This is a genomic window from Arthrobacter sp. Y3225116, assembly GCF_059091245.1.
In genome coordinates this window covers 1-12,174 of the sequence record NZ_JBNHGL010000076.1, presented here as the reverse complement: position 1 = coordinate 12,174, position 12,174 = coordinate 1, and the positions used below count along the sequence as shown (strand labels likewise).

General features: G+C 68.4%; 11 protein-coding genes. 5 read left to right on the top strand and 6 right to left on the bottom strand.

Annotation, left to right across the window (positions count from 1 at the left end):
* Nucleotides 1-52: 52 nt before the first annotated feature.
* Nucleotides 53-256 carry a maltotransferase domain-containing protein gene (locus tag AC5RV2_RS09270; protein ID WP_494092087.1) on the bottom strand — a complete coding sequence of 68 codons (204 nt, stop codon included), beginning with the start codon at nt 254-256 and terminating at the stop codon, nt 53-55.
* 134 nt (nt 257-390) lie between these two features.
* Between AC5RV2_RS09270 and glgP the strand changes: the two genes are divergently transcribed.
* From glgP to AC5RV2_RS09245, 5 genes are all read left to right on the top strand, one after another.
* Nucleotides 391-3,024, top strand: coding sequence for an alpha-glucan family phosphorylase (gene glgP / locus AC5RV2_RS09265; protein WP_494092086.1), 2,634 nt, complete (start codon nt 391-393; stop codon nt 3,022-3,024).
* A gap of 250 nt (nt 3,025-3,274) precedes the next feature.
* The gene (locus tag AC5RV2_RS09260) at nt 3,275-4,339 is read left to right on the top strand and encodes a YihY/virulence factor BrkB family protein (protein ID WP_494068589.1); all 1,065 of its coding nucleotides are present in this window, start codon (nt 3,275-3,277) and stop codon (nt 4,337-4,339) included.
* Between the two features lie 48 nt (nt 4,340-4,387).
* Nucleotides 4,388-5,212 (top strand): hypothetical protein, encoded by an 825-nt coding sequence (locus tag AC5RV2_RS09255; protein WP_494068588.1) that lies wholly within the window; start codon nt 4,388-4,390, stop codon nt 5,210-5,212.
* Nucleotides 5,213-5,223: 11 nt separating this feature from the next.
* Nucleotides 5,224-5,676, top strand: a complete 453-nt coding sequence (locus tag AC5RV2_RS09250; protein ID WP_494068609.1) for a phage holin family protein — start codon at nt 5,224-5,226, stop codon at nt 5,674-5,676.
* On the top strand, nt 5,673-6,260 hold the full coding sequence (locus tag AC5RV2_RS09245; RefSeq protein ID WP_494068587.1) for a DUF3618 domain-containing protein: 588 nt from the start codon (nt 5,673-5,675) through the stop codon (nt 6,258-6,260). Before AC5RV2_RS09250 ends, AC5RV2_RS09245 begins: the two co-directional genes overlap by 4 nt.
* 80 nt (nt 6,261-6,340) lie before the next feature.
* Here the strand turns inward: AC5RV2_RS09245 and glgX are convergent, their stop codons facing one another.
* The 5 genes from glgX to AC5RV2_RS09220 all read right to left on the bottom strand — a co-directional run.
* Nucleotides 6,341-8,335 carry a glycogen debranching protein GlgX gene (glgX, locus tag AC5RV2_RS09240; protein ID WP_494092088.1) on the bottom strand — a complete coding sequence of 665 codons (1,995 nt, stop codon included), beginning with the start codon at nt 8,333-8,335 and terminating at the stop codon, nt 6,341-6,343.
* 115 nt (nt 8,336-8,450) lie between these two features.
* Nucleotides 8,451-9,431, bottom strand: coding sequence for a 23S rRNA (guanosine(2251)-2'-O)-methyltransferase RlmB (gene rlmB / locus AC5RV2_RS09235; protein WP_494092085.1), 981 nt, complete (start codon nt 9,429-9,431; stop codon nt 8,451-8,453).
* Between the two features lie 120 nt (nt 9,432-9,551).
* Entirely contained in the window at nt 9,552-11,012 is a 1,461-nt protein-coding gene (gene cysS, locus AC5RV2_RS09230) for a cysteine--tRNA ligase (RefSeq protein WP_494092084.1), read from the bottom strand.
* Nucleotides 11,013-11,208: 196 nt separating this feature from the next.
* Entirely contained in the window at nt 11,209-11,709 is a 501-nt protein-coding gene (gene ispF / locus AC5RV2_RS09225) for a 2-C-methyl-D-erythritol 2,4-cyclodiphosphate synthase (RefSeq protein ID WP_494092083.1), read from the bottom strand.
* 2 nt (nt 11,710-11,711) lie between these two features.
* Nucleotides 11,712-12,174, bottom strand: a 463-nt coding sequence (locus tag AC5RV2_RS09220) for an IspD/TarI family cytidylyltransferase (RefSeq protein ID WP_494092082.1), incomplete at its 5' end; no start/stop codon positions are given.

Sequence of the window (12,174 nt, the reverse complement as noted above, 5' to 3'; positions counted from 1 at the left end):
GACAGACCTTCTCAAATTTCCTGCGCGCGCAGCGGATAGGGACCGAACTGTCTCACGACAGCACCGCGGTCGCGCCGATCTTGTCGTGCCCCTCGCGGAAGACGGTGGCGGCTACCTCCAGGTCCTCGCCCGGAATCGCCTTGGCCGGAAACTCGCCGCCGCCGACCACGGGCCAGACGTCGACCACCGGGATCCGGCCAAACTTCAGGCGGGGGGCTGGCTGAGTCGTACTCTGCTCCTGCATAGAAGTCGTCACAAGACAGACGTTAGCGAGATTCCTCCCCGATTGCGAAGGATCCCCACGCCACGCGACCGGGTTGACGGCCAGTTCGACGCGCCTTCACCCGGCGGCCACCACCGGTACAGGGGATCTGCGCTAGCGTAGGCCGGGTGAAGGCAATCCGCAGATTTACTGTCCGAACTGTCCTCCCCGAGAGCATTGCTCCCTTGGCCCGGTTGGCCGGCAACCTCCGCTGGTCCTGGCACCGGCCCACCCAGCAACTCTTTGAACAGCTGGATCCACGGGCCTGGTCCGAGGTGCGCCACGATCCCGTCGCCCTGCTCGGCTCGTTCACCCGCGAACGGTTGCGGGCGCTGGCCGACGACCGGGACGTCGTGGCGCGGGTGCGGGAGCTGGACGCCGACCTGGAGCAGTACCTGACCGAGGACCGCTGGTACCAAACGCTGGGAGCGGACGCACCGGCGTCGATCGCTTACTTCTCCCCCGAGTACGGCATCTCTCATGTGCTCCCGCAGTACTCCGGCGGCCTGGGCATCCTGGCCGGCGACCACCTCAAGGCCGCGTCCGACCTGGGCGTGCCGCTGGTGGGCGTGGGCCTGCTCTACGCCGCCGGTTACTTCAAGCAGTCGCTGAGCCGCGATGCCTGGCAGCAGGAGACGTACCCCGTGCTGGACCCGGACGGCCTGCCGCTGACGCTGCTGCGCGAGCCGGACGGGCAGCCGGCCCAGGTCACGCTGCCGCTGCCGAACGGCCGCAGGCTCGGCGCGTACATCTGGCGCGCCGACGTGGGCCGGGTGCCGCTGCTGCTGCTGGACTCCAACATCCCGGGCAACGACGAGGCGGCCCGCGGCATCACCGACCGGCTCTACGGCGGGGGCGGCGACCACCGCCTGCAGCAGGAGCTGCTGCTGGGCATGGGCGGGGTGAAGGCGCTGCGCATCCACCAGCGGCTCACGGGCGCCCCTGCGCCGGAGGTTTTCCACACGAACGAAGGGCACGCCGGTTTCCTGGGCATCGAACGCATCCAGGAGCTGGTGGCCGCCGGGTTGACGTGGGACGAGGCCTTGGCCGCCGGCCGCGCCAACACCGTGTTCACCACGCACACGCCGGTGCCGGCGGGCATCGACCGGTTCGACAAGGCGCAGATCCAGCATTTCTTCAGCGCGGGCCTCGCCCCGGACGTGCCCACCGCGAAGATCCTGGAACTCGGCGACGAGAATTACGACGGCGGAGATCCGTCCAAGTTCAACATGGCCGTGATGGGCCTGCGGCTGGCGCAGCGGGCCAACGGGGTGGCCAAACTGCACGGTGTGGTCTCCCGCGGCATGTTCGCCGGGCTCTGGCCGGGCTTCGACCAGGAGGAAGTGCCGATCACCTCGGTGACCAACGGCGTGCACGTGCCGACCTGGGTGGACCCGCGGATCGCGGAGTACGCGCGGTCGGCGTTCGGCGACGAGCCGGTGATCGCCCGCCAGTGGGACCGGGTCTACGACGTGTCCGACGAGGACATCTGGGCGCTGCGCCGGAGCCTCCGGACGGCCCTGATCGAGGATGTCCGCCGCCGGCTGCGTGCCGCCTGGAAGAAGCGGGGGGCCGCGGACGCGGAACTGGCGTGGACCGACGCCGTGCTGGACCCGGACGTGCTGACCATCGGCTTTGCCCGCCGGGTGCCGACCTACAAGCGGCTGACCCTGATGCTGCGCGACCCGGCCCGGCTCAAGGCGCTGCTCCTGCACCCGGAACGGCCGGTCCAGCTGGTCATCGCCGGCAAGTCCCACCCCGCCGATGAACAGGGCAAGCGGATGATCCAGGACCTGGTCCGCTTCACCGACGACCCCGAGGTCCGGCACCGCATCGTGTTCCTGCCCAACTACGACATCGCCATGGCCCGCACGCTGTTCCCGGGCTGCGACGTGTGGCTGAACAACCCCCTGCGCCCGCTGGAAGCCTGCGGGACGTCCGGCATGAAGGCCGCCATCAACGGCGGGCTGAATCTCTCCGTGTTGGACGGCTGGTGGGACGAGATGTACGACGGCGACAACGGCTGGGCGATCCCGACGGCGAACCCGTCCACCGATGCAGGGACCGCGGACCTGTTCAGCCCGGACGAACGGGACGATATCGAAGCAGCCGCGCTCTACGACCTGATCGAGCACCACGTGGCGCCCCGCTTCTATGCCGCCGAGGTCTCCGAGGGCGCGGGGGCGGCCGGCCCGTCCCAGCCGGTGGCCGACGATGCCGTGCCGCACCAGTGGATCGCCATGATCAAGCACACGCTGGCCAACCTGGGTCCGGCGGTTTCCGCCGAACGGATGCTGCATGACTATGTGGAGCAGCTGTACCGTCCCGCCTGGGCATCCGGCCGGACGGCCCGGGCCGACGATTTTGCGGCGGCGAAGGAACTGGCGGCGTGGACCAGCCGGGTGCACGCGGCCTGGGCCGACGTGTCAGTGGAGCACGTGGACTCGCTCGGCATCACTGACGAGCCGCAGATCGGCGAATCGCTGACCGTCAACGCCTACGTCCGGCTCGGCTCGCTGGCCCCGGACGGCGTCACCGTCCAAGTGGTGCACGGCCAAGTCACCGAAAACGACGACCTCGCGCAGACCTCCAGCGACGAACTTGTCCTGGCCGAACAGCTGGGCGATGGCCGGTACCTCTTCACCGGCCCGGTCACCATCGACCGATCCGGGTCGTTCGGGTACAGCGTGCGGGTGCTGCCCAAGCACCCGGCGCTGGCAAACCATGCCGAACTCGGCCTGGTGTCCAACGCCACCGGCTGATCCACCGGCAGGCCCGACGCAGCCCGCGCCCGTCGCCCGTCCGGGCGGCGGGCGCGAACTGCGTCAGAAGGGCTGAAACGTCGCTATCCGGCAGTTTCTTTAATTCCGCCGAGACCCCCTGTTTCATGCCGAAGTCGAGCGGAAATAAGCCCCTTCGTACGTCCTTCTGTGTGCCTCACCCCTTTATTATCAGCATGCTGACTAATAGCATGAGGGTGTTCCGTCCGAACGGACTACGAAGGAGGCGAACATGGGCACGAGCACCGACCGGGAGGCACCACCGCCGGACCACGAGGACAAGCCGCAGCAGCCGCAGCAGGTGAAAAAGGCTTCGTGGAAGTACATCCTCCGCAAGACGATGCGGGAATTTTCCGACGACAACTGCACTGATCTTGCGGCGGGACTGACGTACTACGCAGTGCTGTCCCTGTTCCCCGGCCTGCTGGCGTTGGTTTCCATCCTGGGACTGGTTGGACAGGCGGAACAGACCACCAACGCCATGATGAACATGCTCGGGCAAGTAGCACCGGGCCAGGCAGTGGAGGTCATCCGCGGGCCGATCGAACAGTTGGCCGGCTCCCAGGGTGCCGGGTTCGCGTTCGTCGTCGGCCTCGTGGGCGCCATCTGGTCCGCCTCCGGCTACGTCAACGCCTTCGGCCGGGCGATGAACCGGATTTATGAGGTCGAGGAAGGCCGGCCGTTCTGGGTACTTCGCCCGGTGATGCTGCTGATCACCGTCGTGGTGCTCCTGCTGGCCGTCCTGACGCTGCTGATGCTGGTGGTGTCCGGCCCGATTGCGGAGGCGATCGGATCCGTGATCGGACTCGGCGAGGCGGCAGTGACCGTCTGGAACATCGCCAAATGGCCGGTCGTCGTCATCTTCGCCGTGGTGATCGTGGCCGTGTTGTACTACGCGACGCCCAACGTGAAGCAGCCGAAGTTCCGCTGGATGAGCCTCGGCGCCCTCCTCGCGCTGATAGTGCTGGCCCTGGCGACCCTTGGTTTCGCCTTCTACGTAGCCAACTTCGGCAACTACAACGCGACCTACGGAGCCATTGGCGGCGTCATCGTCCTGCTGCTGTGGTTCTGGCTCGCCAACCTTGCCCTGCTGTTCGGTGCTGAGTTCGATGCCGAGACGGAGCGCGGGCGCGAACTGCAGGCCGGCATGGCCGCCGAAGAAAACATTCAGCTTCCGGTCCGCGATAGCCGCAAGATCGACAAGAAGGCTGAGAAGGAAGAGGAGGACATCACACGGGGGCGCGATCTGCGCCGCAAGTTCGGACGCTCCGAGGAGGAATCCCGTGACCGTAGTTGATCAAGATCAGGACTGACAGGAAGAACCCGACAAGGAAAAGGAATTGCCATGACCACGAATCCACATTCCGGCAGTTACGACGAGGGCGCTCCCGTTTACCCGACAGGGGGCACGGCCGTCCCGCCACCCTCGAATCCCCCGTCCACCGGCCAGTCCAAGAGCGAGACAGCCAAAACGGAGGCGAGGGAAGTAGGACGCGAAGGAGCCGAAGCCGGCCAGCAGGTTGCCCAGACGGCCAAGGGCGAGGCCAAGCAGGTGGCGCACGAGGCCAAGGAAAAGGCCCGCAACCTGATGTCCGAGCTGGGCGATGGCATCCACAGCCAGGCCAACACCCAGCAGCAGCGCGTGGCTTCGGGGCTGCGGGCGATCGGGGAGGAGCTCAACTCCATGACCCGAAACTCCGAGCAGTCCGGACCGGCGACCCAGATGGTCAGCCAAGTGGCCGGCCGAGCCGACTCCGTCGCGGGGTGGCTGGAGAACCGCGATCCGGGATCGCTGCTCGACGAGGTCAAGCGTTTTGCCCGGCGTCGTCCCGGTGCCTTCCTTGCGATCGCGGCAGGAGCCGGCGTCCTGGCCGGGCGGCTCACCAAGGGGCTGACCGCCGACAGCGGATCAGACAGCGACTCCATGACGGGCAGGCGAGTGGGCACGCACCGTGCCACCACCGGTTCGGTCTATGGCACGGCAGGAGCCGGCAGCTATGAAGCCCAAAGCGCCGAAGGTTTCGCGGCGCCCGGGGCGCAGACAGGTTCCGCCCTCGGCGGCGCACCAGCACAGCCTGAAACCACCTACCCTGTGGGCGAACCGCCCGTCGGTGGCCGTGGCACAGGGATCCCGGAGCGGAACCCCTATGAGGACGGAGGGACTCGATGAGTCACCAGCAAATGCCGGGTCCGAGCAACCAACGGGTGCCCGGCCAGGATGGAGCCGAGCCAACACGGGCGGAAATCAAGGCCGAAAACGAATCCCTGGGCGACCTGCTCAGCCAGGTGAGCACGGACATCTCCGTCCTGATGCGCCAGGAACTGGAGCTGGCGAAGGCCGAACTCAAGGAGACCGGCACCAAGGCCGGCAAGGGGGCAGGCTTGCTGGGCGGCGCCGGCGTGGCCGGCCACTTCGTCCTCCTGTTCCTGTCCCTGGCCCTGTGGGCGCTCATCGCCGACGGGATCGGATGGGCCTGGTCCGGCCTGATTGTGGCAGTCATCTGGGCCATCATCGCTGCCATTCTCTATTCGCTCGGCCGCAAGCAGCTGAAGACGGTCGAAGGGATGCCCCAGACCACCGAGTCAGTAAAGCAGATTCCGGAAACATTGAAGCCAAGTGAGGAAGCGTTATGAGCCAGTCACCCGAAGAAATCCGAGCCGACATCGAACGCACCCGCGCCCGGCTGGGCACGGACGTCGACGCCGTGGCGGAGAAAGCGTCGCCGTCGAACATCGTCCACCGGCAGACGGACAAAGTGAAGGATTCCGTGGGCCGCGTCAAGGATAAGATCATGGGCGCCGCTGACGACGCCACCGGCGGCACCCGCTCCATGATGCACGACGCCGGCGAAATGGCCAGCGACGCCCCGCACCAGCTCGCCCGCAAGACCGAGGGCAACCCGGTGGCGGCCGGCCTGATCGCCTTCGGCGCCGGCTGGTTGCTGTCCTCGCTGTTCCCGGCCAGCCGCATAGAGCAGCAGGCAGCCGACAAGGTCAAGGAACAGGCCGAACCGGTGGTGCAGGAAGTCAAGGACTCCGCCCGGCAGGTGGCCCAGGACATGAAGGAGCCGGCCCGCGAGGCAGCCGAAGACCTGAAGTCCTCGGCCCAAGACTCAGCGGGCCGGGTCAAGGCCGAAGGCGCGTCCGCCGCCGAGGACGTGAAGCAGCGGGCCCAGGAGGCCCGCGGCAACGTCCAGGAGGAGCCCCGGCAGATCTAGGCCCTTCGCCCACGCTGCGTGACGGCAGCATGCCGGCGCCGGGAGAGCCTTTGAGGCACTCCCGGCGCCGGTGCGTTTGCTTAAGAGCGGTAAATGGAGATGGTGCTCGCGCCCACCACGTCCATGTCGCCGCTGCGGATCTTGGCGCCGCGCCGGTGCTCGCCGTCGTGGGACGTGGTGTAGAGCAGTTCGAAGAGGTGCTTCCCGCCACGGTGCTTGCCGAAGTCCTGCAGCGACTGCGGGGTCGGCATCACGATTTTCTGCGGCTGGCCTCCGCCGTTGATCACCACCAGCCCGTCGATCATGCCCTGGGGCGACCCCATCAGCAGCTGGACCATCCGGCACTCCGGATTGTTCCAGTCGTCCGGCGTCATCGGTTCGCCCTCGGCGTTGAACCAGAGCAGGTAGGAACTCTCCGCCCGCGCGGGATAGTTGTACGGCTGGTGCGCCAGGAAGGACCTGCGGATCCGGATGAGCCGGCGGGTGGCGTCGAACATCCGGTGTTCGCGCTCGTCCAGCTGCCAGTTGGTCCAGGCCAGCGCGTTGTCCTGGCAGTACGCGTTGTTGTTTCCCTGCTGGCTGCGGCCTATCTCGTCGCCGGCGCAGATCATCGGCACGCCGAGCGACAACAGCAGGGTGGCCATCAGGTTCCTGGCACTGCGGTCCCGGGCGTCGAGGACCTGGCCGTCCCCCGTGTGGCCTTCGATGCCGTGGTTGTAGCTGCGGTTATGGTCGTGGCCGTCGCGGTTTTCTTCGCCGTTGCCTTCGTTGTGCTTTCGGTCGTACGCCGTCAGGTCGGCCAGGGTGAAGCCGTCGTGGGCGGTGACGAAATTCAGCGAGGCCAGCGCGGTGCGGCCGGAACCGGCGAACAGCTCGGTGGAGCCGGCCAGGCAACCCGCCAGCCGCGCCACCGTCCCGGCCTGCCCGCCGCCCGCCAACGCGGCCTGGTCCGCCAACCAGAAATCACGGACTGTATCGCGGAAGCGGTCGTTCCAGTCGGCCCAGCCCGGCGGGAAGTGCCCCGTCTGCCAGCCGCCGTCGCCCACGTCCCACGGTTCCGAAATTAGCTTGGCCCCGGACAGCACCGAGTCGGCGCCCACGGCCACCAGGAACGGATGGCGAGGATTGTAATGGTTGTTTCCGTCGCGGGCCAAGGACACCGCCAGGTCGAAGCGGAACCCGTCGATGTGGAACTCTTCCACCCAGTAGCGGAGCGAATCGAGGGCCAGCTGGATGACGCGCGGCTCGTTGAAGTTCATCGTGTTGCCGCAGCCGGTGGTGTCCAGGTAATTCCCGTGGCTATCGTGCCGGTAGTACACGTGGTCCGCCAGCCCCCGGAAGGAATACGTGTCCTGGTCCTTGCCGCCCTCGGCCGTGTGGTTGTAGACCACGTCCAGGACCACCTCGAGGCCGGCGGCGTGCAGCTGCTTGACCATGGTGCGGAACTCGTCCTGCACAGCCCGCGGTCCGGCGGCCTGCGCTGCCGCGGTGGCGTAGCCCGGCCAGAGGGCGAAGAAGCCGAGCGTGTTGTAGCCCCAGTAGTTGGCCAGGCCCAGGTTTTGCAGGTGCGGTTCGTCCAGGTGATAGTGCACCGGCAGCAGCTCCACCGTGGTGATCCCCAGCTCCAGCAGGTACTCGACCATCACCGGGTGCGCCAGCCCGGCGTAGGTGCCGCGCAGCTCCTCCGGGATGTCCGGGTGCAGCATGGTCTGGCCCTTGACGTGGCACTCGTACACCACGGTGTCCCGCCACGGCACATGCGGCCGGGCGTCGTTCCCCCAGTCGAAACCGCCGGTGACGTACACCGAGCGCAGCACACCGCCGTCGTCGTCGATGGCACGGCCGTAGGGGTCCAGCAGCAGCTGCCCGGACGCCGGCAGTTCCTCGCCGTGGGGCCAGAAGGCATACCGGCTGCCGGCCTCGAGCCCCTCGACCGTGCCGTGGTGGACGCCGTCGGTGACGGCCGTGAGCTCGACGCGCCGCCAGGCGCCCGCCGCGTCCTGGAAGTGCACGTCCACCGAACCGAAGTCCGGGGCGAAGACCGCCACGTTGACCGCACCGGGAATCGGCGGCATGCCCGGGGCGGCGTCGCTCACCCCGAGCGGGAAGGCACGCGAAAGCTGGGCCTGGCGCGTCGGACGCTCAGGGGAAAGGCTCTTGGCGTGACGGGCCACAACGGTCCACCTGCTCCTAGCGCGCGCGCTGCCGCGAAATCTCGTACAGGCTGATGCCCACGGCCATGGACGCGTTGAGCGACTCCATCGCCGAGTCGATCGGGATGGAGACGATCTGGTCGCAGTGGTCGCGGACCAGCCGGGACAGGCCCTTGCCCTCGGATCCCACCACCAGGCACACCGGTTCGGTGGCCAGCGACAGGTCCGGCAGCGAGACGTCGCCGCCGCCGTCCAGGCCGAGCACGAAGATGCCCAGCTGTTGGAAAGCCTTGAGCGTATTGGTCAGGTTGCCCGCCTTGGCCACCGGCACGCGAACCGCGGCGCCGGCGCTGGTCTTCCACGCGGAGGCCGTCATCCCGACCGAGCGGCGCTCGGGCACGATCACGCCGTGGCCGCTGAAGGCCGAGGCTGAACGGATGATGGCGCCGAGGTTGCGCGGGTCGGTGATGCCGTCCAGTGCCACGAACAGCGGGGCGTTGTTGATGTAGCCCTTCTTGAACTTGGCCATGGTTTCCTCGGCCAGCTCCAGGGCGTCCTGGTAGTCATAGGGCGGAATCTGCAGCACCAGGCCCTGGTGGACGGCGTCATCAGTCATCCGGTCCAGTTCCGGCTTGTGCGATTCGAGCACCGGAATGCCGCGTTCGGCGGCGATCTTCAGGGATTCCCTGACGCGGTCGTCCATCTCGATCCGGACCCCCACGTGCAGCGCCTTGGCGGGAACACCGGCGCGCAGGGCTTCAACCACGGAGTTGCGTCCGGTCACCATCTCGCCGGCGGACTTGCCGCGGCGGGGGGCGGTGCCGCGCTGGCCGCCCGGGCGCTTGGCGGCCGACCGTTCGGAGAGCTGCTTGGTGCGGTACGCCTTGTGGTACGGGCGGTCTTCGGCCTTCGGGGTCGGCCCCTTGCCTTCGAGCGCCTTGCGCCCGTGTCCGCCGGTTCCTGCGGTGGGTCCTTTTTTGGACTTGCGCACCGCTCCGGGGCGAGGTTTGTTGGCCATCGAAAAACTACCTTTGTGTTGGGGAAGATACGTTCCCACGCGCGGCGCACCGGCTGTGCGCGGCAAGCCCGACGGGAATCGTCTGCTTTAAAGGGTACCGCCCAACGGTGCGGGCTGCCGTCAGCCGAGATTCCAGCTGGCACCCTCGGCCGAATCCTCCACCACGATCCCGGCGGCCGCCAGGGTGTCACGGATGGCATCGGCGCGGGCCCAGTCCTTCGCCTCGCGGGCCAGCCGACGCTCCTCCAGTTGCGCGCTGACCAGCACGTCCAGGGCCTGAAGGGCCGCGGGGGCCGCGCGGCCGCTGCTCCAGTGCGGATCCAGCGGGTTGATGTACAGCACGTCGGTCATCGCCATGACCTGGTGCAGCGCGCGCGTGGCCGCCTCCTTGTCGCGGGCGTCCAGCGCGGTGTTGCCGGCCCGCACCGTTTCGTGGACCACGGCCAGCGCCTGCGGCACGTTGAGGTCGTCGTCCATGGCCGCGGCGAAAGCCTCCGGGACGCGTTCGGTCACGACGAAGCCGAACTGCTCGCCGTAGAGGAACTTCAGCGCCCGCTGCATGAATCCCTCGATCCGCTCCACCGCGGCGCCCGCTTCCAGCAGCGAGCCGGGGTTGTAGTCCAGCGCGGACCGGTACTGGGCCTGGCCCAGGTAGTAGCGGACCACCAGCGGCCTGGCGTCCTGAAGCATTTCCGCGGGGGTGATGATGTTGCCGATCGACTTGGACATCTTCTCGCCCTCGAAGGTGACCATGCCGTTGTGCATCCAGAAGTTGGCGAATCCGTGCCCGGCCGCCCGGGACTGGGCCATCTCATTCTCGTGGTGCGGGAACCGCAGGTCCAGCCCGCCGCCGTGGATGTCGAACTCGGTGCCCAGGTACTTGGTGACCATGGCCGAGCACTCCAGGTGCCAGCCCGGACGGCCGGCTCCCCACGGGCTGGACCAGCTGGCGGTCTCCGGCTCGCCGTCCTTGTGTCCCTTCCAGAGCGCGAAGTCGCGCGGATCCTTCTTGCCGCGCGGGCCGGCGTCGGGCGCCGCCTGCATGTCCTCGATCCGCTGATGCGTCAGCGAGCCGTATTCCGGCCACGAGCGCACATCGAAGTAGACGTCGCCGGAATCGTCCAGCGCCGGGTAGGCGTGGCCGCGGTCGATCAGCTGCTGAATCAGGCGGTGCATCTCCGGGATGTGGCCGGTGGCCCGTGGTTCGTAGGTGGGCCGTTCCACGCCCAGGATGTCGTAGGCCTTGGCGAATTCCTGCTCGTAGCGGTAGGCCAGCGCCCACCACGGCTCGTTCGGCACCGGCACCGTCGGGTCTTCGGCCGCATCGGGGCGGAAGGAGTCGGCGGACTTGACCAGGATCTTGTCGTCGATGTCCGTCACGTTGCGCACCACCGTGACGTCGTAGCCGCTGTAGCGCAGCCAGCGGGTGAGCTGGTCGAAGGCGATGGCCGAACGGATATGGCCGACGTGCGGATCGCCCTGCACCGTGGCGCCGCAGTAGTAGAGCCCTACCTTGCCCGGGGCCAGCGGGACGAAGTCGCGGACTTGCGCGGTGGCGGTGTCATAGAATCTCAGGCTCACCGCTCTAGCCTAGCGGCGGCCGCCGCGCCGGTGCGAACCGCGGCGGGTGCGGCTAGGGCTCCGTTGGGGGCACCCGCTCCGGTTATTTGGCGGAGCAGGCACCCGAAGTGGAGCGCGGCGCAGTAACTCGGCCTACCCAATCGGTCCACCGGCGGCACACCCGCATGCGGGCAGGACGAGCTAGGGCGCTGCCCTGCTATCGCACGGGAACGACGACGGCGGTGGCCACCGCCGCGATCCCCTCGCCGCGGCCGGTGAATCCGAGCCCGTCGCTGGTGGTCGCCGAAACGCTGACCGGCGCGCCGGCAGCCTCGCTGAGCACCGCCTCGGACTCGGATCGGCGCGGCCCGAATTTGGGCCGGTTGCAGACCAACTGGACCGCGATGTTGCCGATCTCGAACCCCGCCTCGCGGACGATCCGCGCGGCTTCCGACAGCAACCGGACCCCCGAGGCGCCGGCATACTCCGGACGGTCGGTGCCGAAGTGCGTGCCGAGGTCTCCGATCCCGGCCGCGGAGAACAGCGAGTCCGCAGCGGCGTGGGCGGCGGCGTCGCCGTCGGAGTGGCCGGCCAGGCCGCGCTCCCCCTCCCACAGCAGGCCGCCCAGCCACAACGGCTGGCGGTCGGATTCCGGGGCGAAAGCGTGGACGTCCACTCCGATTCCGGTGCGCGGGAGGGGATACGGGAAGTCGGGCACGGTCAGCCTTTCATGACGGGTCGGGGCCGGTCGGCGGCCAGCAGGGCCTCCGCCACGGCCAGATCCAGCGGCGTGGTGATCTTCAGAGCCCGCGCGGAGCCGGGCACCAGCATCACGTCGATGCCGTGGCGCTCCAGCAACAGGGCTTCGTCGGTGATGGCGGCGGCCTCCTCGGGGGCCATGCCGGCCAGGCTCCGGTGCACACTGGCCAGGGTTGCCGCGTCGAACCCTTGCGGCGTCTGGACGGCGCGCAACCGGGTGCGGTCCACGGTGGCCGCCACCTTCTCCGGCGAGATTTCAGCCCCGGGGCCGGTGCTCGGCGCGGCCTCCTTGATGGTGTCCACCACCGGCACAGCGGGAACGACGGCGCGCGCGCCGGCCGCCAGCGCGGCGGCGACCCGTTCGAAGACCTCGGGCGGGGTGAGCGCCCGGGCCGCGTCGTGCACCAGGACCGCGGAGATGCCG

What these genes read in the sequence shown, in the direction of transcription:
- AC5RV2_RS09260 (WP_494068589.1), top strand. Translation starts at nt 3,275, where the DNA reads ATGGGCACGAGCACCGACCGGGAGGCACCACCGCCGGACCACGAGGAC.
- AC5RV2_RS09255 (WP_494068588.1), top strand. Translation starts at nt 4,388, where the DNA reads ATGACCACGAATCCACATTCCGGCAGTTACGACGAGGGCGCTCCCGTT.
- AC5RV2_RS09250 (WP_494068609.1), top strand. Translation starts at nt 5,224, where the DNA reads ATGCCGGGTCCGAGCAACCAACGGGTGCCCGGCCAGGATGGAGCCGAG.
- AC5RV2_RS09245 (WP_494068587.1), top strand. Translation starts at nt 5,673, where the DNA reads ATGAGCCAGTCACCCGAAGAAATCCGAGCCGACATCGAACGCACCCGC.
- glgX (WP_494092088.1), bottom strand. Translation starts at nt 8,335, where the DNA reads ATGCCGCCGATTCCCGGTGCGGTCAACGTGGCGGTCTTCGCCCCGGAC.
- rlmB (WP_494092085.1), bottom strand. Translation starts at nt 9,431, where the DNA reads ATGGCCAACAAACCTCGCCCCGGAGCGGTGCGCAAGTCCAAAAAAGGA.